The sequence below is a fragment of the Campylobacter concisus UNSWCS genome (assembly GCF_000466685.1).
GTDB lineage: Bacteria > Campylobacterota > Campylobacteria > Campylobacterales > Campylobacteraceae > Campylobacter_A > Campylobacter_A concisus_A.
The window spans coordinates 118,829-142,789 of the sequence record NZ_ANNG01000010.1 but is presented as its reverse complement, the minus strand read 5'-3'; the positions used below and the strand labels follow the sequence as shown (position 1 = coordinate 142,789).

Below are 23,961 nucleotides of genomic sequence, written 5' to 3'. Positions count from 1 at the left end.
TATATCCTTTAACCTCTCATAAGCCCTAGTGGCACGATCACGCTAAGCCTCTTGCTAGCCCCTGGATGCGGGACGATAAGGCGCGGCGTCTTATAGACTTTTTTACTAAAATACAAAATATCCAGATCAAGCGTGCGTGGCGCATTTTTAAACGTCCTCACGCGCTTAAATTTACTCTCATAATGCCCCAAAATTTTTAGCAAATTTCTAGGGCTCATAGATGTTTGTAAATTTATAACAGCGTTACTAAAATCATCCTGCGCTTCGTAGCCAAACGCCGCATTTATAAGGATCGGCGAAACTTCAACCACATGAAAACGCCTATCTTCACTAATCGCTCTTATAAATTTATCAAACCTCTTTGCGCTATCGCCGATGTTACCACCCATGCCAACTAGCGCCTCATACTTAAACTCATCTCTTTTATGAAAAAAACTAGGGCAAAAACGGCTTTTTACGATCTTTCTTGCTCCAGCTAGCCTCATAAAATTTCGCACCCACCTTCTCTTGCGACCACGACGTCTTCGATACGCACGCCAAATTCATTTTCTAGATAAATTCCAGGCTCCACGCTAAAGACCATGCCCTCTTTTATGAGCGTTTCGCTCCTTGCTGAGATGACTGGAAGCTCGTGTATATCCACACCCACGCCGTGTCCTGTCGAGTGAAAAAAGGCCTTTTCATATCCAGCCTTTGCTATCACACTTCTTGCTGCAAGGTCTATCTCGCACGCCCTAACGCCAGCTCTAGCGACCTTTATCGCAGCAACCTGAGCCTCTTTTACGATCTCGTAAATTTCTTGCATCTTGGCGTTTTTAAATTTTTGCTCCTTTGAGAAGTTAAAATTTTCATCAAAGCAAGCAGTTCTAGTGCGATCAGAGCAGTAACGCTTAAATTTAACCCCAGCGTCAAGTAGCAGCAAATCGCCCTTTTTTAAAATTTTATCACCAGGCAGCGCATGCGCCTTTGCGGCATTTTCATTTATCGCTACGATCGGATCAAAGCTAAGACCTAGCTCGTTTTTTTGCCTAAAGATGAGCGAGGCGTTAAAATGAAGCTCTTTTTCGCTCATTCCTTCGCCATTTTCACGCACAAATTTAGCAAATTCGTCAAAGCATTTCGCTCCAAATTCGCTAGCTTTTTTTAAAATTTTTATCTCATCTTCGCTCTTGCAAATTCTCTTTAGCCTAGAGAAATTTGCCTTTGGCTTGAAATTTATCTTAAATCCCTTGCTAAGCGCATTAAACTCGCTTAAGCTTAACTCGTCAGGATTAAAAACGAGGCTGCTTGGCTTCATCTTTCTTAAAAATGCTCTAACCTCGTTTATTAAATTTCTCTGCGCCAAAAGAACGACCACGCCTGCATTTACGCAGCTTTTTGCCTCAAAATAATACCTCGCGTCCGTGAAAAAGTATTTCACGCCATCAAGGCATAGCAAAAACTCATTGTCGCAGCTGTAGCCGCACTCGTAAAATACGGCGTTTTCGTCCTTTAAGATGAAATTCATTGTGCTTTTTGATTTGCTCTTACTGCTTTGATTTGCTCAAAAATTTGAAGCATGCCTATCATCGCCAAATGGTAGCCAACTGGTCCAAAGCCCACGATCTGGCCTGCTGCAACTGGTGCGATGAGGCTTTTGTGGCGGAACTCTTCTCTTCTATAAACGTTGCTGATATGCACCTCGATAACTGGTAGCGCAACCGCACTTAACGCATCACGGATAGCGATAGAAGTGTGAGTGTAAGCGGCTGGGTTTATGATGATGCCGTCAGCATCGCCCAAGCACTCTTGGATCTTATCGACTAGCTCGCCCTCAAGGTTGCTTTGAAAAAACTCTATCTCAACGTCATTTTGATCGGCAACGATCTTCATTTGAGAGTGGATATCCTCCATCTTCATAACGCCGTAAATTCCTGGCTCTCTAGCGCCAAGCATGTTGATATTTGGGCCTTGGATAACCATTATTTTTAGCTTCTTATCCATGTCACTCCTTTTTGATTAAATAGCCCAAATTATACATTTTCGTTCCTAAATTTTCGCTACAATAACAAAAATTTAAGGCTAGAAATGGAAATTTTAAAAGCAAAAAAGATCATCACTGGCGGAGAAAATCCAAAAATTTTAAGAAATTCTTGTCTAGTCATCGATGATGATAAAATTTTAGAAATTACAAGCGAAAAAGAGGCGCAAAAGAAATTTAAAGATGCGAAAATTTGCGACTTTGGTGATAGCGTGATCGCCCCAGCGTTCGTAAATACGCACGTTCATTTGGAGTTTAGCTCAAACGTTAGCACTCTAAAATATGGCGACTTTATAAAATGGCTTGGCTCTATCGTCGATAAAGGCGGCGAGCTAGCTAAAATGGATGCTAAAAAAGCGATGAGAGAAGCTATAAATTCGCTGCTAAAAAGCGGAGTTTGTACCATTGGCGAGATATCTAGCTTTGGCTCGGAGCTTGAAATTTTAGCCGCTAGTCCACTAAAAGTCGTGCTTTTTAGTGAAATTTTAGGCTCAAATGAGCAGATGGCTAACCAAAATTTACAAAATTTCTTAGCTAAATTTGAAAAAACAAAGAGCTATAAAAGTAAAAAATTCACCCCAGCTATCTCGCTGCACTCGCCCTACTCTGTGCACCCAAAGCTCGCCAAAGCCGCCCTTGATATAGCTAAAAAGGATGATCTTCTTGTAAGCACACACTTTTTAGAGAGCAGGGCTGAAAAGCAGTGGCTAGAGCACGGCAGCGGTGGCTTTAAAAAGCATCTTTTAAGATTTAGTCAAGATCCAAGGGCAATGTATGACACGCAGGGCTACTTTGCGATGTTTCGTGAGATAAATACGCTCTTTACGCACTGCGTTTATGTGAGTGATTTTGCTAAATTTAAGCCTCATCACAGCGTGACACACTGCGCCGTTTCAAATAGGCTACTTGGCAAAAAGGCGCTAAATTTAAAAGAAATTTTCAAAAATAACGTCAGTCTAAACATCGGCACAGACGGCCTTAGCTCAAATATCAGCCTAAATTTCTGGCATGAGCTACGAGCCGCCCTATTTACCCACGCTAGCCTTGATCTAAACGAACTTGCCACCAGGCTTTTTGTCGCTGCAACGCATGGGGGCGCAAGGGCGCTTAGGACAAATAACGGCGAGATAAGAGCTGGACGCGCGGCTGATATCGCAGTCTATAACGACCTAGAGTGCGATGATAGCGAGCTAATACTTCAGCTCATACTTCATACAAATGAGGCTAAAAAACTATATATCGGAGGCAAAATTTGCAAATTTTAAGGCTTATTTTTAGAGGATTTTTGGGAATTTTTAAATTTATCAACAACTACTTTAAGTCGCTCATATTTTTACTCATCTTATTTTTTATTTTCACGCCAGATAGCAAGATAAAAGAGCCAAATTTAGCCCGCATAGACATCACCGGTACGATAATGGACACAAGCGAAATTTTAGAAGCGCTCGAAAAAGCAAGGAGTGATAGCAACATCAAAGGCGTGCTACTCTACATCGACAGCCCAGGCGGCGCGCTAAGCCCTAGCGTGGAGCTAGCCATGGCGGTCAAGCGGCTAAAAGAGAGCAAAAAAGTGCTCGCATACGCTGCTGGTAACATGGCGAGCGGCAGCTACTACGCTGGCGTAAATGCCGACACTATCGTAGCAAACCCGGGCGCTTTCATCGGCTCCATTGGCGTCATTATGCAAGGGGCAAACATCGAAAATTTAGCCAAAAATTTAGGCGTGAGCGAGCAGGTGGTGAAGGCTGGCGAGTTTAAAGAGGCTGGCACTTTTATGAGGAGCTGGAGCAAGCAAGAGCGTGAGAGCTTGCAAGGGCTCGTAAATGACGCTTACACGCTCTTTGTAAGCGACGTGGCGGAGGCTAGAAATTTAGATATCAAGAAAAAAGATGAGTGGGCAAACGCAAGGGTCTTTTTGGCACACAATGCCCTAAAAATGGGGCTAATTGACAGCCTTGGTAGCTACATAGACGCTCAAAACGAGCTAGCAAAAATGAGCCTTGTAGATGAGCCCATCTGGCAAGAAAAACCGCAACTCGAAAAGATAATGGAGAAATTTACAAAGCAAGGCATAAACTCGCTTTTTAACGCATTTTTCGAGACAAAGCTTAGATAATGAAAAACCAGCCAAGTTAAATTTAACTGGCTGGCAAAGCTTTTTGTAGCTAGCTTATCTAAAATTCCCCTCGCTATCCACAAAGAGTTCTCTCTCTGCTATTTTTATCAAAAAAGTAGTTTCATTTATCCTTTGAAGCACCTCAAATTTACCATAAATGCTATTTTTGATAATGGCATTAAAGTTTTCATCCAAAAATCCAAATTTATCACCTAGTCGTTATAAATAGAAAAATTCGCTAGCAAAATCAAATTCATTTTACATATCTTTTTTCTTTTTATAGGTCGTGGTTGTTTTTAATTTATGCTATTTAAAAAGTAAGTAAATTTGAGAGAAATTTAAAAGTAGATGGTGGAAGCGAGGGCTACCATATTTAAAATAAATATACCTATAATAGAGGATATTAGAAAAATTTTTTATTTTTAATATCCGTAAAAATATCCGTTTATTTTTTATCGTATAACTTTATAAAATTTAGGAAAATATTATCTATCCTTTTTAATTAAAAAAGGATAATAAATGAATCTATCTCCTGAACTATATCTAAAATTTGCTAAAGATGTTGAGCCAGAAATTTTTGAAAACAAGACACCTAAATTTCATTTAGAAATAATCCGTTTTATTGACGGTGAAGGTCAGTATAAAGCTATAGCGGTTTTTCGCGGCGCCGGCAAAACTACCCTACTAAATAAAATTTACGTATTAAGCCGCCTATATTTCGCTGCCGAGCCTTTTATCATGATCGTTTCGGCCAACGAGGACAAAGCGACAGCATTTTTGGAAGCGATCAAAGGGAGTATCGACAAGGCAGCTGCTAAAGGCTACGCCCTAGCCCGCGGCAAGGCTTGGAATAAAGGGTTTATTGAGGTCATCGTAAATCAAGGCATGAAAGACGAATGCGGTAAAAGTATAGAGAAAAAATGCTACGTAGTATCTCTCTCGGCCGGGCAAGATCCTCGTGGTATGAATATCGACAACATGCGCCCCACATTGCTGATCATAGACGACTTGGAGAGTAAGGTCGGCAGATACCCTATTGATTCAAGCGCCAACCGCCAAAAGCTTCGCAGTTGGTTTTACGCGGACTTGCTCCCTACTCTGCATCCTACGCGCGGCAAGGCCGTGATACTAGGCACCATACTAAACGGGGACAGCATTCTAAACAATATCGTAAATAACACAGAAGAGATGGATGCCAAACAAGACTGGACCTACATAAAAATCCCTATCATCAGGAATGGTGCCAGTTCATGGCCGTCTCGCTTTTCGATGGATAAAATCAAAAAAATACAAAGCACCCTAGTTTCAAAAGGGCTAGCAAACGAATTTTATCAAGAGTATATGTGTGCTGCGATAGATCCGCAAAAAGCTATCTTCAAGCGTGAATATTTTAGATATTTTAAGGGTGTAGAATATAGGGCTGACGAACCGTTTACGACCATAACTGTAACCGATGGCGTGAATAAACAAGAGTTAAAAATCAGGCGAGCAAATAAGATAGAACTAGAAAATGGGGAGAAAATTTGGCTAAAAGAGTGCCAAATTTATACCGTAGCCGACATATCAAGTGGAAAAGGTAGGGATCAGACCGCCTACGTCACCTTTGCGATAGATAGACAAAATAGACTTTTTATCATCGATATCACGAGCGGATACTTTACGCCGTTTGAGAGAAGTTTACGAGTAATCGAAATTTATCTCACATTTGGCCCAACGCGTATCGGAATAGAAAAAGCTGGCATGCAAAACGACTTTTTCTACACAATCGACACTATTCAAAAATTAACGGGCGTAAATTTGCCGATAGACCCGCTCAGCCATGGCGGCAACTCCAAAAATAAACGTATCTCAAATGTAGAGCCCTACTACCGCACAAGACAAATTTATCATAATGCAAATTTAAACGCTACCGACGAATTAGAGGCACAGCTGCTTGGATTTGACCCGGAGACGGAGAGCAAGAGCGACGATATCATGGACGCGGCTGCATATATTTTACAGTACATTGCGGGACGATTTTTTGACGAGAGCTACGATGAAATTTATGATGAATATGCAGAGGAAGAGAGCTGGGTGTAAAAGTATCAAATATATTTTTAAAAATAGTAGATTGTAGTACTGTTATTGATGCCATAGATAGCGAGCTAGTCATAACGCAGATAAACTAATCCTTAGATAATTTTATACGTTTTTTAGGAAAACCATAGATTAGACTACACTTAAAAAACGGAGTAGTCTATGAATGAGGATTTAAATTTAATCGAGCGAGCATTTAGTGATCTTGAGCAACATAAAAATAGATTCTTAGAGTGTGAGCGGGCGTTTCGTGCCGAGTACGAGGGCGAAGATAACCGCACTACAAAACGCAAAAACTCTGAGAGAAGCCGTTCTAAACTATATATCCCACTAATAAAAACTACCATCTTTATCATTCATGCGATTTTTAAAACAAGCTTCATGAGTGATCGTTGTCCAATAGAGATCACTCGTGTTGGCCGTAGAAGCGATAATGACCTAATCTTACAAAATGCACTTACTGCTGTATTGAAAAACAGATGGAAGAAAAAAGAGCATCGCGTTGGTTTAAGTAAAGCTGTCATGAGCGCACTATATCTACCTCTTGGCATAGTAAATTTATTCTATGACAAAGAGCAAGGCGATATCGCTACACGTTTTATACCCATTACTGATCTGGCATTTGATAGGCATGCAAGTGATATCAACGACATAGAATACGTCTGCTACAAATGGCGTCAATCAGTACGCCAAGTCGAAGAAAAAATCAAAACTAAATTTTACAAAAGTAAAGACAAGGATCGCATTTTAGGCTCTAAAACAGAGTGGAGTCAAAGAGTACAAATGAAAGATATCTATAAAAAGATATATGTAAACGGTCGCCAAATGTGGGAATTAAAGAGTTTTGCCAATGATTATTTAGTCAGAGAGACTAGATTTTCAACTTTGCCATTTCATTTTGGATATTGCATGGATGCGATGCCTAGCATTGACGAGAGCACGCGTGAGAATGAAAATGCAGTATATGGCTCATGTGTGCCAGAAGTGGTAAAAGAGATACAAAAAGAATACAACATCAAACGTAATCAAAAGATAGATATCACTGAAAACCAAATAGATCCATCCTTTATCGTAGATAAAACAAAAGGTGTCGTAACAGTAAGCGACGTGATGGCTAGAAAAAAGGTCATTAGAGTAGAAACTGATATGGGCACTAGAGTAAGCGATGTAATAATGCCATTTCCAGTGCCACCAACATATCAATTAAGCGAAGAGATCGCTATGCTAAGCAAAGAGTATGAGATAGCCACTGGCGTAAATAGCGTAATGACTGGGCAAACTGGGCCAAGTGACCGACGCGCAATGGGTGCGTTACAAACTGTAAACGCGGCTAGCTCAATGAGAATAGAAAGCATGATGCAAACACTACTTGAAACAATGCTATCAAGCTATGCTCAGCACTTTGTGGAGCTACTTTACCGCTTTGTTAGCGATGATGAATTTATAAAGATAACTGAAGATGAAAACATTATAGAAGCGATCGGTACTTTGGCAGAAAGAAAAGCCAATCGATTAGATTTTGATGTTTCTGTAAATTTTGGCACCACGATAGCAAATGAAGTAAAAATAAGTCAGTTAAATGGCTTGCTAGGAGTACTTGCACAAAATCAAATAAGCTCACCACAAATAACAGGCGAAATCGTAAAAGAAGTACTAACTTTAATTCTTGGTGAAAATGCGCCAATAGAGCAAGTTGATCAAGCTATGACACAGATGATGGCAGCACAAGAAGCGGCACAAGCAGAGGCTGTGACGCAAGATGAAGAAGCACAAATAAAAAACGAACCTAGCGAAGAAGATATGGAGATGGCAGCTTTAGTAAACGGCGGAATTTGAAAGGACATGACTTGAAAATTTTTACGTTTTTTAGGATGCAGACAAATAAAATAATAAAAATTTTAAAGGAGAAGAAATGGCATATAAGGACAAATACGAGGTTCTTGGTGTTATCGTCGCTTTGGCTACAAACGGACTTAGAGTCTATAAAAAAGGCGAAGAAGAGGGGCAGATTAGCGGTGGAAACATCGGCGATGTTGTGGTTAGGGCTAAGGGCGAGGATGGCTTTGCCACCGTAGGCATTATAGGTGAGCAAGAGTGGAAAGAGATGCCACAAAACGAGGCGGCCGAGACCGAGCTGAAAGAGATCGTATCTGGGGCAAAAAATCTCGCACCAGAGCTAGCTAAAGCTAAAAACGAAATTGAACGCTTGAAGGCTGAAATTTTAGAGGCAAAAGGTGAGGCAGAGCGTTTTAAAGAAGAGTGTGCAAAATTACAAGACCGCGTGAGTGATTTGGCTGGCGAAAATTTAGCTTTATCACAAAAAATTCAAAAACTTGAAGCTGAAAACAAAAAACTAAAAGAAGCGACCAAGAAAGAGGACAAAAGCAAGACTGATAGCGCTTCTAAGACAAATGAGTCGCAACAAGGTTTAATTTAGGAGGTAATGAGCAATGGATTTAGATGGGATCTATGATCAAGATTTGGAGGGGCTAGCGGCTGCGGAGGAAACACAGACGCAAGAGGTAAAATCCAGCGTAAAAGATAGCCAAAAGCCTGGGCAAGTTAGTGAAAAAAATGCACTAACTACATCAAATAATGATGATGTAAAGCTTAACAAAGAAGAGTACGCAGATTTTCAAAGAATGCGTCAAGCTGCGCAACTTTCGCAGATGGAGACAGATTTTAGGAAGAGTTATCCGGACTTTGATATGCAAAAAGTCACGGACAAAATTTTAGAGATGGATGAGAAAAACCCTGGCACTGGCGATGCGCTGCTGACCCCAGTAGGGATTGAAAACGTCTATCTAAAATTTTTCCATGGCAAGGCACAAGCGCAAGTTGATGATGAATTTGACATAGCAAGAGGGACTGGTGGCGGCGTTGATAGGTCGGAAATGATGAAACGCATAAATAAAGGCGAAATAAGCCAGAGCGAAAAATACGCGTATTTAAGCAAAATTTTTAACTAAAAAAAGGAGATAAAATGCCTATTATTAGACAAGGAATAATGACTAGCGATGAGGCTTTCGGAAAAAAAGGCACTGAGTTTTGGAATACGATAAAAGAGATGGGATGGAAGCAGACGCCGTTTTTGACGTCTATCCAAGATGGTTCCCCAATAGATAGGAGTACGAATGCGGCGGCTGGGCATACGTGGTTTTATGACGAGACTCCAGACGGCGAAGCCGATAACGCGCACTTGGAAGGTGGTGTTCCGGCTGCTTTGAAATACGGTACAGGTGGACAACTAAGGAATCACTACCAAATCGTAAAAAATACTTACGGCGTTTCGGGAACGGAAGAAGACAGTAAGAGGGTAGACGGGAACCTAATCCTAACTAAAAACGGCGAGATGGAGTCCACTAGACATAAAAAAACGCTAGAGAAGATACTGCTTTCCGATCAAGTCGCCGTCCAAAGGGTCAATACTGGCGTTAAAAAAGAAGGAAAACTTGGCGGGTTAAAAAGCTTTTCCACTGCAATCAATACCTTTGACGCCGCAGGAGCGGATATGTCTATGCAGTTTATTAGGGACCTGCTCAAGATTGGACATTTAAGGGGGTTGCCTTATGATTTCTTGCTAATGGGTGATAGACAAATGGATAGGGTGACGGATCTGCTCGATAAATACAAGCAAGCCAACTACACCGTAGAGTATCTGAATGACAAGGTTACGGCGATAAACTCCCAATACGGCGAGAATGTAAAGCTACTTTTGTCTCCGGAGCTTGCAAACAACGAGGTGATAGCCTATAGGTCCGAGGATATTTACGCGCTCTACTGGAGAATAACAAAAAAAAGAGATCTGCCTAGCGAAAACGACGAGATCAAAAAAGAGATACTGACCGAGCTTACTCTTCGCGTGTGTACACCAGTAGCGTTTGCTTGGCTAAAAAATTTAAAGGTGTAAAATGAATTATGAGGCGTTTTTGCAACGTTTAAAGGTATCCACAAGGGGAGATATAAAGCTCCCTGATTTTGAAGAGTTAAAATCTTTGGTGGAAGAGACGGCGGCAGATATATCGCGTGCGGTAACGCCTCTTGAAATGATCGAGATAGATCATAGAAATTTTGGTATCGAATACCATATAGACAAAAGACGTTTTGTGAGGAAATTTAACACACCAAAAAATGAAAATGATAGGGTTGATTTTCTTGATGAATCGCTTTTAAAGGCGCTTATTTATGGAGTGGCCAAAAAAAGAGCACATGCTGAGTTTTATGCAAAATATAATAAGTTTTATCTACAAAATTTATGTGAATATGAGCTAAATAATTTTAATGAAAATTCATATAACTTAACAGAAGCACTTAGAATAAAGGGTTGGCTAAAGCCTTATAAAATAGATTATGCCTTAGATCCTTACTATTCATGGGATGAAAATTTTATAAAAAGACTTGATTATTACATGGCTAATATCATTTATGGCCAAATCGATAACTCCGAGCATCCAGAGAAATTTTTAAATAGTAGTGAGCTTGGATATAGGAAATTTATATATCTTTTTGTCGCCCATCAAAATGGCGAATATGCCGATAGAGAGGATCTAAGAGCGCTTGATAGGCTAATGAGCAAGAAAATTTTAGGAGAGTGAAAGATGGCTGATAAAGAATTTACTCAAATTTGTAAGGAAATTTTAGGGATAGGCAAAAGGCTTGAAAAGATAGAGCCTGATGAGCTAAGAGAGATAAAGGCTAGCATAGAAAGGGCAAATGAGGCTTTTAATGCTAGTAAAGCATCATTTGATGAGAGCAAGGGTGATTTTGATAGTAAATATAATAAGGTAGCTCAAATAGTAGAAACTTTTGATACTTTAAAGGCTCAAATAGAAGAGGTTTTAAAAAGTGGAATGATAAACGATAGTGCAGAGGCCTTAATTTCTACATTCTCATCAAAAAAAATTATGGATCTTTTAAATGAAGCAAAAAGAGTAGTAGATGAAAAATTTAGCACTATACATAAAAATGGTATAACCCCTTGGAACTCTACATTAGAGTATCCTGCTGATGCCATTAGTGTTTTAAACGGTAAGCTCTATCAGGCAAAAACACAAAATACAAATAAAAAACCTAGTGAAAATAAAGAAATATGGCATGTTATAGTTAACAAAGAGTGGTGCGAGCAAACTTTTTTAAATAAAGATGAAAAAATCGACGCATACAACAAAGAGCAAAGCGATGATAAGTTTGCACCAAAAAAGAGCTTGCCATCACTTGCAACCGAAGCTAAAGCAGGCATCACAAAGCTTAAAAACAGCGTAACATCCAAAGCAGAGGACGCAACAGTAACCGAAAAAGCACTGGTAGATTTCGTGCAAAGCCATACACCACCAGCTCTTGGCGTAGAGCAAACTTGGCAAGACGTTACAAGCCAAAGAGATACAAATATCACATATACAAATACAACTGACAAACCCATAATGGTAATGATCTCAGGAGAGCCACGTATGGAGGGGGATCTATTTATTTTCGTAAATGGTGCAAGGATATACATGCAAGAGCTTGATGCCTCAGCTGAAACTTCAATCAGTTTCATAGTGCCACCAAAAGCAACATATAGAGCTGAAGCATATTACGGCAATGGCGGAAGCTCTAGGAGAAGCCTTAGTGATGTTTTTAACCCTAATTATAAACTATGGGCAGAACTTAAATAAGGAGAAGCGATGAGATACTACAAAGATAAAAATAGTGAAATTTACGCATATGAGGATGATTTGAGTGATGAGGAATTGGCTAAAAGTATTAAAAGACTTTCTCTAACACCTTTAACGCAAAAGGAGCTAGAGAAATTTTTAGCACCAAAGCCAACAAGAGAGGAAAAGATAGAGCGTTTAAAGCAAGAGTTTTTAGCAAGAGTTGATGCTACTCTAAACACTACCGCGCACGCTCATGGATATGACAACATAAACACCGCCGTAAGCTACGCAGGATATGAGAATAAATTTCAAGCTGAGGGCATAAGCTTTGGTAAGTGGAGAAGCAAGGTATATGAGTGGGGATATGGTCTGCTTGAAAAGATAATGAAGGGCGAGCTAGATATAGATAAGACGAACATCGATGAAGTCTTGCAGGCTATGCCAGCATATCAAGGAGTAGGTAAATGAATAGAGTAGTTTTAAAACCTTACAGCAAAGACCAGTTTATAGTTGTAAATGAGTATAAGTATAAAGAGTGGGTAGTGCCTGAGGGTTATATAACAGATGGTGCTAGTGTGCCACGCATCTTTTGGAGCATATTCCCACCAAATCGCCCTGAGTATCTAAGTGCTGCTGTGCTTCACGACTACCTTACAGACTTAGCACAAATAGGGCAAATAACCACCTTTAAAGAGGCTGATGATGCCTTTAGGGAGGCACTTTGCGAACTTGGTGTTGCTAAGTGGAAAGTGTGGGTGCTTTATGTAAGTGTAAGGGTCTATCATGCGCTTAGGTATAGAAAGGATGCAGATGCTAAGTCCTAGTTTATATCTTAGTGGCTTCTTGCTACTAACTACTCTATTTCTTGGGTATAGGTATCAAAGCTTAAATAATGAGCTTAGCGTTACAAGAGCTAATCTAAAGGCTAGCGATGAGATGAACCTTAGGCTAGTTGCCGTCTATTGACGGCTGTATTTTTTATAAATTTTATCAAACAAAGGAGACACAATGCAAAAGTACATAGGAACAAAAGAGATCAAATCGATGCCAATGAGTCGTGGAGAATACAACAAACTACGTGGCTGGGAAGTGCCTACGGATGAAAATCCAAATGATGAGGGCTATCTTATAGAGTACGCTGATAGTAAGAAAAATCATCCAAATTTTGACGGCTATATCTCGTGGTCGCCTAAAAACATTTTTGAAGCTGCCTATCAAAATATCTCTGATGGGTTTGATTTTGGCTCTGCAATACGTTTTTTAAAACAGGGTAAAAAGGTAGCTCGCAAAGGCTGGAATGGCAAAGGGATGTTTTTATTTTTAGTCAAAGGATCTAAATTTATCGCAAATCGCGAACCACTTTTATCTATCTTTGGTGAGGGGGAGGAGATTGATTATTGTCCTCACATCGATATGAAGACGGCTGACGATAAGGTTGTGCCGTGGCTTGCTAGTCAAACAGACGTTCTTGCTACTGACTGGGTGCTAGTAGAATGAATTTCTTAATTGCAAATAAACTTTGGCTAATCGTAATTGGTGGGTTAATGGGTGTAATGCTAGGACTTGGAGCTGAAATTTATAGTCTAAAAGGTGGTATTAAAGACGCTAAGGCTGAACTAAAAGAAGCACAAAACGAGCTAGCGATAAAAGAGGCAATTGGCGCAGTTGTTAAAGCAAATCTCGAGGCGTGCAACGTAAAGATAGAGTTGCAGAATGCTAAATTTAAAGAGCTTGAAATAAAAAAACCTGATGTAAAAAAGACACAAGAAAAAGCTAGGAGCAAATTTGATGGTATCAAGCCACTGGTTACGCAAAGCTGTGAAGAGAAGCTGGAGCGTTGTGAAAGGATTTTTGATGAGCTGGCACGTTAAGATCACGCTTTTTCTTGTCGCTATATTTTCAGGCTGTGCAAGTAAAGAGCCGCAAATCATTAAGCAAACAGAATATCAAGATGTATATATCACAGTATCTTGCATTGACAAAATGCCACAAAAACCAGAGCGAGATAGAAGCGATCCAGACAATCAAAAAAAGATAGCAGAGTATTTTAAAGCCTGCGAAGATCTTCTAAGGCAATGTGTGCATGCAAATGTGCCACAATCTAGTACGTCCGCAGCAAAATCGGGAGAAAAAAATGAGTGAGATTAAGCTACTACCAAAACCAAAAAGCAAAATTAGGCGCTGTTTAGTGCTGTTACTTGGTGGTTTATTTATGGTTGTGTTTAGTATCGCCCTGTACCGCCTTTACGGCAATATTTTTTACAATGAAGAGATGAAGCTCACAGCGTTGGCCATCACTCAAGGTGTAGTAAATGTTCTATTGAGCCCGGCAAAGATAATTAGTATCTTTAGAGCATAGCTGTGGAATTACATTATTTATTTTATGTATTAATCATAGGTTGTGCAGGCTCTATCACCGCTTTTATAAAAAATGGTGGTGGAGGTATAAAAATTTTACTCAAACGAACATGGGATGGCTGTTTTAGTGCATATGTTGTTTATGAGATAGCTTACTTTTTTGCCAAGGACGAACACGTGAGTTTTGCGATTTGTGGTGTGGGTGCTTGGATGGGAAGTGAGGCACTGATATTTGTTAGAGACTTTGTATCAAGCAAGGCTGGAAGGAGATACGATGGCTATGACGACTACGGCGGAAATTTTAAACACGAGGAGTTTGGCGATGATAAGTAGTGAAATATTGCAAGGCATGCAAGCACAGCGCACCAGATGCACCGTATGGAGTAGAGTTATGGGAGAGTGAGCGCCTTTAGAGGACGACGACTGCTCGTCGTCCGTGCGCAAGCGAGTGAGCGAAGCATATCGCTTACGCGATGCTAGCGATGGGGTATTTGATGAAAATTTTAACACGTCAAAGCAATGTGTTAAAAAACCTTAAAAAGATTAACACATGGAGCGAATATGGCAGATTTTAACAACGCTTTTCAAATTTTAATGAGTTTAGAGTTTAGTCGCCCCGAAAAAGCTTTACACAAAAATCCTACCGAGCGTGAGTGGACATTTATGGGGATATATCAAAAGTATCATTCAGCCTGGAAAGGTTGGAATGAGATACTTGCTGCGTTAGCTTATGGTGGTGATATCGAAAAAATATCAAGGGTACTGTTTGATAACAAGGATCTTCGTGATGAAGTTTGGAAATTTTACAAGCAAATGTATTGGGATATGATGAGACTAGGTGAAATTAATAGTCAGTTAAAGGCCAATGAAATGTTTATATTTGGCGTAAATGCCGACACAAAACCTGCCATAAGAGCTGCACAACGAATAGCTGGTGTAGTAGATGATGGCATAATGGGTGAGATAAGCTTGGCCGCTATAAATAAAGTAGATGAAGAGAAATTTGACAAAGAATTTGATAGAGCGGAGCTTGAGCACTACAACATGCTAATTAAACAAAATCCAAAATTGAGAGTCTATGCCAATGGCTGGAGAAGAAGGGCGGAGGCAGTATGAGCTTAGAAGAGTTAGATGAAAAGATAAAAAAACAGCAGACGCAAATAGATGATCTAAAAAGTAAGGTTTTATCTTACGAGAGCTCATTTGGTGATATAAATAATGCCATAAATACGCTATCTAGTAGGATAAGTGATATAGAAAATAATGGTATTAAGACGGCTGTTGGTGACTTGCAAGAAGATATAGCCTCACAAAGGCTAAAGATAAATAAATTAGACAGGATAAGAAAGGGGCTAGCATGAGTGTGATAAATTATAAAGAAAATTTTGTAGAAAATTTTGAAGCGATTTTGGCAAGTAGCACTGGCGAGCGCTCAATATATCAAAAGGCTTTAGTGCATATAAAAACGGAGTTTGACAACTTTCAAATCACAGATGATGCGAGGGCTAAATTTATAACCTCGCTTATGGCTGAGATGACTATAGCTTTTACGACAAAAGCGATGGAGGCAGCTAGCGATGTGGCAACTAAGGCTTTGACGCTAGAAAAAGAGCTTGAGGCTTTGGAGCTAAAAAATCAAGGGCTTAGAGATAGGCTAGAACTTGATAAGCAAAATTTACAGATGCAAATAGAGCTAACTAAAGCTCAAACGGAAAAGACAAAGGCCGAGGCTAAGCTAGCCCAGGAGCAACAAGCAGCCGTAAATGAGCAGGTAAAGGATAATAGAATAATTAAAGCTGGCATGATGACTGGGGATTTTATGCAAAATGTCTCTAATGGACAGCTTAGCGTGCCTTCTGATATGTTTGAGTTCTTTTTTAACATAGTCTATGAGATAGTTAAAAAGGGCGGAGTAGATATCAAAAAGGTAGCAAATTTTAATCTACCAAAAACAAAATGAGCAGCGCGGCCCCAAAGGGGGCATTTCTAAGCGAGCAAAGCGAAGCGGGTAAATGAAGCAGTTTATAGCCTTTGATGATGAGCTAAATATAACAAATAAAGAGCCAGATGATGCCTTTAGCTATCTAGCTGGCGGAGAACTTTATGCTAATACCTTCGCTGCCGGTGCTGGTTATATGATCGGCAGAACCTCCCAAATAAACTACACTTCTATATTTTTACCTTTTTTTGTAGATGAGATCTCATCTATGTTGGAGCTTAATGAAGACTTTGCCGAGTTTGCGCTGATGCCTATGCAAATGATCTTTTATAAGTCAGCTGATGAAAAGAGGCGTGGCTATGAGAAATTTGATGAGATAAGTGAAGATGCCCAAAAGATAGTAAAGCTAGCTAAAGATTTGTATGAAAGAAGTGGTGGCAAGATAGGTTTTACTATGGATGATGAGCCTATTAGCCAAAGAGTTAATAACGAAAATTTCTTAAAAGAGTTAGTGGAGCAAAGGCAAAAGAGCGCTTTTAAACAGCTCTTGCAAAATATAGCATATGCTAAATTTGGTGTCGTTGGTGCGATAGTGGCTGGCTGGGTCTATGATGGAAGAGTAAGTGGCGCTGTCGTGGTGGATGTTGTGGAGCGAGTGGTAAGTGCAAAGATAGCTGATGTGGCGGCCGGTCTTTTGGCAAATGCTGTTGGTTTGCAGGCTGGTTTTGCCACGCTCGGGCTTAGTATGGTCGTGGGATCTGTTTTAAATGAAGCCTTTGAGGTGGCTAGCGGGCTTGATATAAGCTTTGGTTTTGGTGGAGATATAGCAGGCTTTAATGAGATAGGACAAGGCATATATGAAGCTCCTTTGTCATTTTGGGAGGGTGTGAAGTCTATGTTTGGAGGAGTGCCAACAAAGGATCTAGCATATGATAAAGAGAGCTATGAGAGAACTGGGCAAATAGCTGGCGTAAAAACTAAATATGGAATGTATATAGCTCAAGTTGGCGATAATCTAGTAAGTGGCAAAGGCATGGGGCTAAATAAAAAAGAGAGAGATAGCGCTTTAGGCATGGCAAAAAGCATGGCAAGAGATCTTGATAAAGCCTCAAAGATGAGCCGTAGCGAAAAGAGTAGGCAAAGACAAGCTGAGAAACATGGTAGCTCTAGCCGTGATGGCTCTTCAAAGATGAGTAGAAGCGAAAAGAGTAGGCAAAGGCAGGCTGAGAAACACGGCAATACTGGCAGAAATAGCTCACATGATAGAAATGGTGCTGGAAGAAATAGCGCAAGCGGTGGCGCTATGGCATAAAAATATACGTTTTTTAGGAAATGTCCTAGTAATAATATCACTAAAAAAAGGAGCTTAGCATGTGGGATTTTTTAAAAAATTTAGGAGATAAAGCTAGTCAAAATGCGGATGGACTAAAGGCGTTTGGCTCTCTTCTTGGTGCTGGTGCTGGGATATGGAGTGCAGTAGAGCAAGGCAGACAAGCTAAAAAACAAAATGATCTAGCTATGAAAAACTATAATCTAAATATGCAAATTTTAAAAGATGAGAAGGCACGTCAAAAGAAGATGCAACAAAATTTAGAGCAAGGCTGGGCAGGTGCTACGGCAAATGTAATGAGCAAGGATGAAGAGGAGAGAAAGAGAAATGGGCTACTTTAATATAGAGTTTCTAAGACGTCCAGAGCTAAGCCCGCTAAGTCCTAAAGCCGGATATGCTGCAGGGCTTGGTGCTGTTGCAAATGGTATAAAAGATGTGGGAAATATAGGGCTAAATCGTCAAAAGATAGATGATGAAAATAAGAGGTATCAAGAGGAGAAACTCTTTAGAAATGATGAGCTAAATTTTAGAAAAAGCTCACATGCGGACACGATGAAAGCAAAGGCTGATGAACTTTCTTATCAAAAAGATAAAGACGAAAAAGACCGCATTTTTAACGAGAAAAAGCTAAGTATGGATGAGCTTAGAGCAAATAAAGATAGGGCTGTGGATATTGCTAGGGTTAATGCTCAAGCTAACTACAACAACACTCTTGCCATGGAGTACGCTGATAAGATAGAGCGACAAAAACAAGAAGATGCGGCAAATGTTGCGGCATTTAAACAACTTTTCCCAAATGAGACAAAGGGCAAGAGCGATGCAGAGATCCTGGCCATAGGAAATATAATGCAGCGTTTTAGCAAAAATAAGGCTACCACAGGTGATGATGACTGGGTGAAGGTAAACGCGGCTACATATAACGAATATGCACACCTTGGCGTGGCAAGAAATACCAAAGATGGATACTATCTTAATAAAAATTTTGTAGATGAGCTAACAAGAGAATCATCTGCTAGAAGTGAGGCAAAGGGTAACCAAGCTGAATATAAAGATAGACAAAAAGACTTATCAAAGAAAAAGCCACTTATTTTTGGTGATGATGGAGAGATGTAAATGGCTATTACCATACGTGAATATTTGGGCGATGAAAAGATAGCACAATTAGAAAGCATGGGCTTTTTGCCAAGCCTGAGCACAGATATGGCTAAACGTCAGTATGCTGCCGATAAGCAAGCCAAAAGAAAGGAACTTTCAGATGTTGGCTTGGATGGAAAATTGGTTCAAAGTGTAATGCGTGGGGATATCAATGAGGAAGAAGCTAAAAATGCACAAAAATTTGAAGAATTTGGCTCTAAAAAACATGGCTTCGCACTTGGCGCTGCTAAGACGGTAACAGGCATAGCAAACACTGTTGAGCGAGTTGGTGACTTTATAAATCCATTTTATGAAGGCAAACATGATAAAGATGAAAACTATATCTATCAAAACGGCTTAGAAAAGTCTCTACGCCCTAAGATAAAAAACGTTGAGAAGATGCGAGATGACTACGAAAAGGCAACTGGCGAGACGTCATGGGGTAGCCGTTTGGCTGAGATAGGCACGGAGATGGTTGGCGATCCTATAAATTTTGTAGGTGGAGTTGGACTACTTAGCAAGGGTAGCAAACTAGCTCAGTTTGGTAAAAAGACCTTATACTTTGCAGGCACAGGTGCTGCAAGTGGAGGAGTGGCAGCTCTTGGCGAGGGTAAAAATGATGAAGAGACATTAAAAAATATAGGCTATGGCGCAGCTGGTGGGTTTGTTTTGGGACACGCGATAGATCAAGGCATCCAAGGCATAAGTAAGCTCATAGCAAAGCGTCAAGCAAGCAAAATGGCAAATGAAGCTGATGCGATAGAGAGTGCTGAAAATAGCGAGTTTTTGGGTGGTGAGCGAGCGGAGATAAATACGGCTGAAATCACTGCCCGCAAGGATGAGCCTTTACTTCACGCAGAGCGCTCGCAACGAGACTACGCTACGAAGGGCTCGCCTGCCCAGATAATGACTGCTAAGGAATTTGCTACAAAAGAGGTGGGACTTGATGAAGACACAGCCACAAATGTTTTAAAAGAGGCTATGCAGGGCAAAGAAAAGAGCGAGTTTATAGACGCAGATAGCTACAATGATATAGTTAAATTTAAAAACTTTGAGGTGCAAAGAGAGTATGCTAAAGCTTATGACGAGAAGATACAAACTGCACAAGCTAGTATAAATAATGCAAGAGAGCAATCGGCCATAAGATACGCAGATACTCAAAAAGCAATTAGTGAATATCAAAAACAAGGTATGTCACCAAGTGCAATAAGAGAGCTAATCAATGCTAAATTTAAGCCAAGTGCGGATGAGATAGACTACACTAGAGCTTACAATGACGGCGCAGATGTTGATGCTAGACTTGCTGGGCAAGGGATATTTTACGCACTTGAAAAAGATATCGCAGCGCAGGCTTATACTCCAGAAATTTATGCCACAAGGTTAAAACAAAGAGGTTTTAGCGATGAGAGCGTGCAGGCTTTTACGCAGGCATATGCAAACAAAGATATAGATATCGCTAAAGAGTATGTAAATAAAAAAGTAGCTGATGCGTATGAAAGTAGAATTCAAAGAGAAGTAGCTGATGAGATAAATTCAGAAAATAGAATAAATATAAATAAAGACGGGGCGTATAGCGGGCACCCTATGCTCCACCCCGATGAGCCTAGTATAGGGCAAGGAGACTTAAAAGGAAATTTAATTAATGAAACAACCAAACAAGAGGATCTAAGCTCACTCAGGGCAAAGATAGAGCAAGAAAACAACATTGTGCCTATTAAAGAATTTGGCACTAATTACGCTGAGTTTTATCATGACGGCAAAGGTGCAATAGATAAACTTTTGACTGAAAGAGATGGTCAGGTTGCAGGTGCTTTTTATAGAAAAGAGTTAGGCGATATAGATCTTGTTTGGGGAAATGAAAATTTTGGTTTAGCGCATATTTTAAAGCGTAGAAGTGAGCAATGGGGTGAAGAAAAAGCTATTAAGTTTTTATCACATCTTGACGAAAATATAAAAAATGGCGATATAAGCCAAGCACAAAATAAAAGAGTTGCCATTAAGACAAATAAAACAACGATTATTTTAGACAATATGGGTGAGAATAAATTTGTTTTAAGTGCGTATCGAGATAGAAGTAATGCAAAGTCGGAAAACGCTAAGTTTGTTCAGTCTAGCGATATTATAAGCAAAGACATTGAAGCTAACGCAAAGGATAGTTCTGTTCTTTTGCCAACCGACGATCACATTATATCCCAAAAAGGAAATTTAATCAATGAAGAAGCAAAGAATAGCGCCTTACCAAACGGCGTTTCTGGTATCGGCGATAATGCAAGCGGAGCAAGAGGGCGACAAGGAGGCGATGAGGAGATATTACGCCAAAGCGGACGCAATACTTCAAGCGCTAGCCAGACAAAGCAGACAGCCAAGAGCGATGAGCAAATGGAGCAGCGATCAGCCTTTAAAACAGATGGCGATACTGATGCCACAGCTTCAAGCAAGCAAATGGTGGAAGAACAAGGAAGCAGCGCTAGCATCGGCAGCGAGCTGAGGGTAAACTCAAACGCTCATCTAGGTAGCGGCCTAGTCGCAGGCACGCTAAATTCTATCGATGAAGATGGAAACTTTAATCCTGATAGATTTACCGCAGGATTTTTGGCTGGGCTTGCTGGCAGTAAAGCAGTGGCAATAGCTGCAAGAAAGATGACACCACAACTTTATAATAAGATCTTGGGAACAGCTAAAAAGATGCCTCAAATGGCAAAAGATAATCCTAAACTTCTAGGCAAGCTTTATGCAAACGGCAAGGACGTAAGCTTAAATTCTTTTGCTGGAGAAAAAGCGATCACGGCAAACGTCGGCAAGCTAGATCAAGCTAAAGCAATGCTCGAAAAGGGCGCGGACGAGGTAGAAATTTGGCAAAAGACTGGGTGGTTTAAAGATAAAGACGGTGCTTGGAAATTTGAGATAGGAGACAGCAAAGCAAGGCTAAATCCAAATTTTAAAAGTGGCGGACGCCTTGGCGAGCTACTGGAGCATGAAGAGCTATTTAAAGCATATCCAGAGCTAAAGGACGTTGGGGTTGTAAAAATAGAAGATGAAATACCGAGCGGAGCTGCGCAAAGCGTAAAAAACGTAGCACAAAGAGAAAAGCGCGGAATATATAATGTAGCTTTTAATAATAAAAAATCAACAATAATCCGCAAAGATTTAGAAACAATAGATGAGATAATAAAATTTGAAAAAGGTGAAGCTGACTATATAGCTAATGGCGAACATAAGAGCGGTTATGGGGCTTTGCATATCAAAAAGCACTTAGAAGCTCAAAATAATGGGTGGGTAAGCAAACAAGAGTATCTTAATATGGGTCAAATGTTGCGTAAATCTACAATGCAAGAAGCAGACAATAAACGCATATATACATATTTTAACGATGATGGCGTGAGGTTTAGAGTAGTAGTCGCAATAGGTAAAAATAAAGAGAGGGTCATTAGCTTTTACTCAAACAGAAAGCCGTTAAAGGCAGGGTTGAGCTATAATAGTCAAAATTACGATGGCAACCTGCCTTTAAACGACGATATTATAGCACAAAATGGCACTAAAGGATATTACAGCCCTGCAAATAATGAAATAGGGCTAAGCGATCTAAGTGATAAATCAACGCTTATGCACGAAGTGCAGCACGCCATACAAGAGATTGAAGGGTTTGCGAAAGGTTCGGGTGCTAAAGGCGAAAACTACCGCCTAAGTCACGGCGAAGCTGAGGCTAGAAACGTTCAAAATAGGCTAAATTTAGGGGATAAATTTAGAGTAAAAATAGTAAAAGATAATAACCAAGTCGGTGATGATTATCATACTTGGATACGGGACGAGAGCGACATAAAAACGTTTAAACAAGCTTACAATGACGATGGTGGAGGAGACCTTACCCCTGATTTTACAGAAGCTATGGCAAAAAAAGCTATCGATAGTGGTGAGATAACTGTATATAGCTCAAAGCCTATAAAAGCAGGTAATTTTGTGACGCCTTCAAAAATGGAAGCTAAAAGCTATGCTGGAAGTGGCAAGATATATGAAGAGAAGCTAAATTTAAACGATATATCGTGGATTGATGCATTGCAAGGTCAAGTAACTAGAAATAAAGATATACATCCGCATGAAACTTTTGACGTAAATCCAAACGAGACATTTGTAAGTAGAGAAAACGGAGTAAATTTAAGCCACGAGCTTGAAAAAAAGTATATCCTAAAGGACGGAAGTATCAATGAAGCCGCCGTAAGAAAAGAGGCAGAGCCATTTATAGAAAAAGAGTATAGCCTGGAAAATTTTAAGGCCGAGTTTCCAAACGGTAAGGTAGATACGCCGATAGGAGAGGTGGCTGTAAGTAATTATCAATTTGAAAAATTAAATTTTAAGGGTCGCGAAAAATACTTAGGGCTAATAAAGCCAACTCTTGAAAGACCTGCGTTTGTAGTGGATTTTGAAGATACTACGTTTTTCTTTAAGCCTTTTAGAGATAAAGACGGCATCGTTAAATTTGCTTCCGTGATCAAGGAAAGAGACGGAGGATTAGATGTAACTTCTAATTATCCTATGGCGAATAGAAAATTTGAGCTGATAACAAGAGAAGGCAAAGTAAGATATGTCCAAGGCTCTGTGGCGAAGCCCGTAGAACACTCCTTGGACAATAACGTCCGAAGCTCTGCGACTAAAAGCCCAATAGAACACTCTTCGGACAGTAAGGGTATTATACCGCAAAATGAGGAAAAAGTCTATCACAGCCGCAATATAGAAGAGATAAAGCAAGAGCATCCAAACGTTGAAAAAGAGCTAGACGAGAGCATAGCGGCGATGAAAAAAGAGAGCTTTAATGACGTAAATTTCAAAGATGATCTGATAAGTAAAATCAATGCAAAAGATATAACTACCAAACAACTTGGTAAAAGCGTAGATCTAAGTGATAAACAACTAGCCGTTTTAAAAAATGATATAAAAAATGCAGACTTTAAGGTAATCAGCGATAGTAAAATTTACTTTGACAAGATGGGCAAAGATGGAGATAAAAAGAGATTTTTTATAGATATAGCAGAGGATGGAAAAGTAAGAGTGGATGGGTATAGTAAAAAAGATATAGATACTATCCCGGTAAGACAAAGTGCGCTTGAAGAGCTTGCAGGAGTTGGAGATAGGGCAAGGCTAAAAAATATGAGCTTTGAGGTAAAGGCGGCGTATTTTAATGAGCTAGATCCTATCAAAAAAGAGGCGATACTAAAGACGGCTGAGCTAAATAAGCTAAAAAAGGCAGCTCAGAGCGGAGATAAGTTGGCTGTAGCTAAATTTGAAGAGTTTAAGGCTAGAAATTTAGATGAAAACGGAAATATAAAAGACGGACTAAGCTTGTGCTAGGAGTAAAAA

At 39.9% G+C, this 23,961-nt stretch carries 28 protein-coding genes; 24 read left to right on the top strand and 4 right to left on the bottom strand.

The annotated features are described in order from the left end of the window. Positions 1-8: 8 nt before the first annotated feature. Genes folK through aroQ form a run of 3 tightly spaced genes read right to left on the bottom strand, consistent with a single transcriptional unit; the run spans position 9 to position 1,983 of the window. Positions 9-485, bottom strand: a complete 477-nt coding sequence (gene folK / locus UNSWCS_RS03880) for a 2-amino-4-hydroxy-6-hydroxymethyldihydropteridine diphosphokinase (protein ID WP_021087347.1) — start codon at positions 483-485, stop codon at positions 9-11. Further along, complete coding sequence (locus UNSWCS_RS03875) at positions 482-1,507, bottom strand: M24 family metallopeptidase (protein ID WP_021087325.1); 1,026 nt, start codon at positions 1,505-1,507, stop codon at positions 482-484. The genes folK and UNSWCS_RS03875 overlap by 4 nt, the downstream gene beginning before the upstream one ends. Further along, entirely contained in the window at positions 1,504-1,983 is a 480-nt protein-coding gene (gene aroQ, locus UNSWCS_RS03870) for a type II 3-dehydroquinate dehydratase (protein WP_004317604.1), read from the bottom strand. Before aroQ ends, UNSWCS_RS03875 begins: the two co-directional genes overlap by 4 nt. Positions 1,984-2,067: 84 nt before the next feature. Here aroQ and UNSWCS_RS03865 point away from each other — a divergent pair, with 84 nt between their 5' ends. Beyond that, on the top strand, positions 2,068-3,285 hold the full coding sequence (locus UNSWCS_RS03865; RefSeq protein ID WP_021087374.1) for a metal-dependent hydrolase: 1,218 nt from the start codon (positions 2,068-2,070) through the stop codon (positions 3,283-3,285). Further along, positions 3,273-4,136, top strand: coding sequence for a signal peptide peptidase SppA (gene sppA, locus UNSWCS_RS03860; protein WP_021087400.1), 864 nt, complete (start codon positions 3,273-3,275; stop codon positions 4,134-4,136). Before UNSWCS_RS03865 ends, sppA begins: the two co-directional genes overlap by 13 nt. A gap of 54 nt (positions 4,137-4,190) precedes the next feature. On the opposite strand, the gene UNSWCS_RS03855 is transcribed toward sppA, so the two are convergent. Beyond that, positions 4,191-4,331: a hypothetical protein gene (locus UNSWCS_RS03855; RefSeq protein ID WP_021087382.1), complete on the bottom strand. Its 141-nt coding sequence runs from the start codon at positions 4,329-4,331 to the stop codon at positions 4,191-4,193. 324 nt (positions 4,332-4,655) lie between these two features. On the opposite strand from UNSWCS_RS03855, the gene UNSWCS_RS03850 reads away from it, so the two are divergent. The 22 genes from UNSWCS_RS03850 to UNSWCS_RS11940 all read left to right on the top strand — a co-directional run bounded on the left by UNSWCS_RS03850 (position 4,656) and on the right by UNSWCS_RS11940 (position 23,952). Beyond that, positions 4,656-6,215 carry a hypothetical protein gene (locus tag UNSWCS_RS03850; protein ID WP_021087366.1) on the top strand — a complete coding sequence of 520 codons (1,560 nt, stop codon included), beginning with the start codon at positions 4,656-4,658 and terminating at the stop codon, positions 6,213-6,215. A 159-nt stretch (positions 6,216-6,374) separates the two neighbouring features. Then, positions 6,375-8,048 carry a hypothetical protein gene (locus tag UNSWCS_RS03845; RefSeq protein WP_021087329.1) on the top strand — a complete coding sequence of 558 codons (1,674 nt, stop codon included), beginning with the start codon at positions 6,375-6,377 and terminating at the stop codon, positions 8,046-8,048. 76 nt (positions 8,049-8,124) lie between these two features. Next, complete coding sequence (locus UNSWCS_RS03840) at positions 8,125-8,649, top strand: hypothetical protein (RefSeq protein ID WP_021087315.1); 525 nt, start codon at positions 8,125-8,127, stop codon at positions 8,647-8,649. A 13-nt stretch (positions 8,650-8,662) separates the two neighbouring features. Next, positions 8,663-9,181 carry a hypothetical protein gene (locus UNSWCS_RS03835; RefSeq protein ID WP_021087417.1) on the top strand — a complete coding sequence of 173 codons (519 nt, stop codon included), beginning with the start codon at positions 8,663-8,665 and terminating at the stop codon, positions 9,179-9,181. 14 nt (positions 9,182-9,195) lie between these two features. Continuing rightward, complete coding sequence (locus UNSWCS_RS03830; RefSeq protein WP_021087328.1) at positions 9,196-10,122, top strand: DUF5309 family protein; 927 nt, start codon at positions 9,196-9,198, stop codon at positions 10,120-10,122. Position 10,123: 1 nt separating this feature from the next. Continuing rightward, positions 10,124-10,807, top strand: coding sequence for a hypothetical protein (locus UNSWCS_RS03825; protein ID WP_021087352.1), 684 nt, complete (start codon positions 10,124-10,126; stop codon positions 10,805-10,807). Positions 10,808-10,810: 3 nt separating this feature from the next. After that, positions 10,811-11,866: a hypothetical protein gene (locus UNSWCS_RS03820; RefSeq protein ID WP_021087409.1), complete on the top strand. Its 1,056-nt coding sequence runs from the start codon at positions 10,811-10,813 to the stop codon at positions 11,864-11,866. A gap of 9 nt (positions 11,867-11,875) precedes the next feature. After that, complete coding sequence (locus UNSWCS_RS11470) at positions 11,876-12,316, top strand: hypothetical protein (RefSeq protein ID WP_021087332.1); 441 nt, start codon at positions 11,876-11,878, stop codon at positions 12,314-12,316. Continuing rightward, on the top strand, positions 12,313-12,672 hold the full coding sequence (locus UNSWCS_RS03810) for a DUF1353 domain-containing protein (RefSeq protein ID WP_021087291.1): 360 nt from the start codon (positions 12,313-12,315) through the stop codon (positions 12,670-12,672). The genes UNSWCS_RS11470 and UNSWCS_RS03810 overlap by 4 nt, the downstream gene beginning before the upstream one ends. Then, positions 12,659-12,814 (top strand): hypothetical protein, encoded by a 156-nt coding sequence (locus tag UNSWCS_RS11795; RefSeq protein ID WP_021087321.1) that lies wholly within the window; start codon positions 12,659-12,661, stop codon positions 12,812-12,814. Before UNSWCS_RS03810 ends, UNSWCS_RS11795 begins: the two co-directional genes overlap by 14 nt. A 42-nt stretch (positions 12,815-12,856) precedes the next feature. Beyond that, the gene (locus tag UNSWCS_RS03805; protein WP_021087404.1) at positions 12,857-13,345 is read left to right on the top strand and encodes a DUF2829 domain-containing protein; all 489 of its coding nucleotides are present in this window, start codon (positions 12,857-12,859) and stop codon (positions 13,343-13,345) included. 47 nt (positions 13,346-13,392) lie between these two features. Beyond that, entirely contained in the window at positions 13,393-13,719 is a 327-nt protein-coding gene (locus UNSWCS_RS03800; RefSeq protein ID WP_021087279.1) for a hypothetical protein, read from the top strand. Beyond that, positions 13,703-13,990, top strand: a complete 288-nt coding sequence (locus UNSWCS_RS03795) for a hypothetical protein (protein WP_021087389.1) — start codon at positions 13,703-13,705, stop codon at positions 13,988-13,990. Before UNSWCS_RS03800 ends, UNSWCS_RS03795 begins: the two co-directional genes overlap by 17 nt. Beyond that, on the top strand, positions 13,983-14,207 hold the full coding sequence (locus UNSWCS_RS03790; protein WP_035143427.1) for a hypothetical protein: 225 nt from the start codon (positions 13,983-13,985) through the stop codon (positions 14,205-14,207). Before UNSWCS_RS03795 ends, UNSWCS_RS03790 begins: the two co-directional genes overlap by 8 nt. Positions 14,208-14,209: 2 nt before the next feature. Next, positions 14,210-14,539 (top strand): hypothetical protein, encoded by a 330-nt coding sequence (locus tag UNSWCS_RS03785; RefSeq protein WP_035143424.1) that lies wholly within the window; start codon positions 14,210-14,212, stop codon positions 14,537-14,539. 228 nt (positions 14,540-14,767) lie between these two features. After that, positions 14,768-15,322, top strand: coding sequence for a glycosyl hydrolase 108 family protein (locus UNSWCS_RS03780; RefSeq protein ID WP_035143422.1), 555 nt, complete (start codon positions 14,768-14,770; stop codon positions 15,320-15,322). Next, positions 15,319-15,567 carry a hypothetical protein gene (locus tag UNSWCS_RS03775; RefSeq protein WP_021087414.1) on the top strand — a complete coding sequence of 83 codons (249 nt, stop codon included), beginning with the start codon at positions 15,319-15,321 and terminating at the stop codon, positions 15,565-15,567. Before UNSWCS_RS03780 ends, UNSWCS_RS03775 begins: the two co-directional genes overlap by 4 nt. Continuing rightward, on the top strand, positions 15,564-16,166 hold the full coding sequence (locus UNSWCS_RS03770; RefSeq protein ID WP_021087362.1) for a hypothetical protein: 603 nt from the start codon (positions 15,564-15,566) through the stop codon (positions 16,164-16,166). The genes UNSWCS_RS03775 and UNSWCS_RS03770 overlap by 4 nt, the downstream gene beginning before the upstream one ends. Before the next feature lie 52 nt (positions 16,167-16,218). Further along, positions 16,219-17,457, top strand: a complete 1,239-nt coding sequence (locus UNSWCS_RS03765) for a hypothetical protein (protein ID WP_021087390.1) — start codon at positions 16,219-16,221, stop codon at positions 17,455-17,457. Positions 17,458-17,516: 59 nt separating this feature from the next. Continuing rightward, positions 17,517-17,816, top strand: a complete 300-nt coding sequence (locus tag UNSWCS_RS03760) for a hypothetical protein (protein WP_021087367.1) — start codon at positions 17,517-17,519, stop codon at positions 17,814-17,816. Next, positions 17,782-18,588, top strand: coding sequence for a hypothetical protein (locus UNSWCS_RS03755; RefSeq protein WP_155242295.1), 807 nt, complete (start codon positions 17,782-17,784; stop codon positions 18,586-18,588). The genes UNSWCS_RS03760 and UNSWCS_RS03755 overlap by 35 nt, the downstream gene beginning before the upstream one ends. Further along, positions 18,589-23,952, top strand: coding sequence for an LPD23 domain-containing protein (locus UNSWCS_RS11940; RefSeq protein ID WP_021087415.1), 5,364 nt, complete (start codon positions 18,589-18,591; stop codon positions 23,950-23,952). Positions 23,953-23,961: the final 9 nt, after the last annotated feature.

What these genes read in the sequence shown, in the direction of transcription:
- folK (WP_021087347.1), bottom strand. Translation starts at nt 485, where the DNA reads ATGAGGCTAGCTGGAGCAAGAAAGATCGTAAAAAGCCGTTTTTGCCCT.
- UNSWCS_RS03875 (WP_021087325.1), bottom strand. Translation starts at nt 1,507, where the DNA reads ATGAATTTCATCTTAAAGGACGAAAACGCCGTATTTTACGAGTGCGGC.
- aroQ (WP_004317604.1), bottom strand. Translation starts at nt 1,983, where the DNA reads ATGGATAAGAAGCTAAAAATAATGGTTATCCAAGGCCCAAATATCAAC.
- UNSWCS_RS03865 (WP_021087374.1), top strand. Translation starts at nt 2,068, where the DNA reads ATGGAAATTTTAAAAGCAAAAAAGATCATCACTGGCGGAGAAAATCCA.
- UNSWCS_RS03850 (WP_021087366.1), top strand. Translation starts at nt 4,656, where the DNA reads ATGAATCTATCTCCTGAACTATATCTAAAATTTGCTAAAGATGTTGAG.
- UNSWCS_RS03845 (WP_021087329.1), top strand. Translation starts at nt 6,375, where the DNA reads ATGAATGAGGATTTAAATTTAATCGAGCGAGCATTTAGTGATCTTGAG.
- UNSWCS_RS03840 (WP_021087315.1), top strand. Translation starts at nt 8,125, where the DNA reads ATGGCATATAAGGACAAATACGAGGTTCTTGGTGTTATCGTCGCTTTG.
- UNSWCS_RS03835 (WP_021087417.1), top strand. Translation starts at nt 8,663, where the DNA reads ATGGATTTAGATGGGATCTATGATCAAGATTTGGAGGGGCTAGCGGCT.
- UNSWCS_RS03830 (WP_021087328.1), top strand. Translation starts at nt 9,196, where the DNA reads ATGCCTATTATTAGACAAGGAATAATGACTAGCGATGAGGCTTTCGGA.
- UNSWCS_RS03825 (WP_021087352.1), top strand. Translation starts at nt 10,124, where the DNA reads ATGAATTATGAGGCGTTTTTGCAACGTTTAAAGGTATCCACAAGGGGA.
- UNSWCS_RS03820 (WP_021087409.1), top strand. Translation starts at nt 10,811, where the DNA reads ATGGCTGATAAAGAATTTACTCAAATTTGTAAGGAAATTTTAGGGATA.
- UNSWCS_RS11470 (WP_021087332.1), top strand. Translation starts at nt 11,876, where the DNA reads ATGAGATACTACAAAGATAAAAATAGTGAAATTTACGCATATGAGGAT.
- UNSWCS_RS03810 (WP_021087291.1), top strand. Translation starts at nt 12,313, where the DNA reads ATGAATAGAGTAGTTTTAAAACCTTACAGCAAAGACCAGTTTATAGTT.
- UNSWCS_RS11795 (WP_021087321.1), top strand. Translation starts at nt 12,659, where the DNA reads ATGCTAAGTCCTAGTTTATATCTTAGTGGCTTCTTGCTACTAACTACT.
- UNSWCS_RS03805 (WP_021087404.1), top strand. Translation starts at nt 12,857, where the DNA reads ATGCAAAAGTACATAGGAACAAAAGAGATCAAATCGATGCCAATGAGT.
- UNSWCS_RS03800 (WP_021087279.1), top strand. Translation starts at nt 13,393, where the DNA reads ATGGGTGTAATGCTAGGACTTGGAGCTGAAATTTATAGTCTAAAAGGT.
- UNSWCS_RS03795 (WP_021087389.1), top strand. Translation starts at nt 13,703, where the DNA reads ATGAGCTGGCACGTTAAGATCACGCTTTTTCTTGTCGCTATATTTTCA.
- UNSWCS_RS03790 (WP_035143427.1), top strand. Translation starts at nt 13,983, where the DNA reads ATGAGTGAGATTAAGCTACTACCAAAACCAAAAAGCAAAATTAGGCGC.
- UNSWCS_RS03780 (WP_035143422.1), top strand. Translation starts at nt 14,768, where the DNA reads ATGGCAGATTTTAACAACGCTTTTCAAATTTTAATGAGTTTAGAGTTT.
- UNSWCS_RS03775 (WP_021087414.1), top strand. Translation starts at nt 15,319, where the DNA reads ATGAGCTTAGAAGAGTTAGATGAAAAGATAAAAAAACAGCAGACGCAA.
- UNSWCS_RS03770 (WP_021087362.1), top strand. Translation starts at nt 15,564, where the DNA reads ATGAGTGTGATAAATTATAAAGAAAATTTTGTAGAAAATTTTGAAGCG.
- UNSWCS_RS03765 (WP_021087390.1), top strand. Translation starts at nt 16,219, where the DNA reads ATGAAGCAGTTTATAGCCTTTGATGATGAGCTAAATATAACAAATAAA.
- UNSWCS_RS03760 (WP_021087367.1), top strand. Translation starts at nt 17,517, where the DNA reads ATGTGGGATTTTTTAAAAAATTTAGGAGATAAAGCTAGTCAAAATGCG.
- UNSWCS_RS03755 (WP_155242295.1), top strand. Translation starts at nt 17,782, where the DNA reads ATGAAGAGGAGAGAAAGAGAAATGGGCTACTTTAATATAGAGTTTCTA.
- UNSWCS_RS11940 (WP_021087415.1), top strand. Translation starts at nt 18,589, where the DNA reads ATGGCTATTACCATACGTGAATATTTGGGCGATGAAAAGATAGCACAA.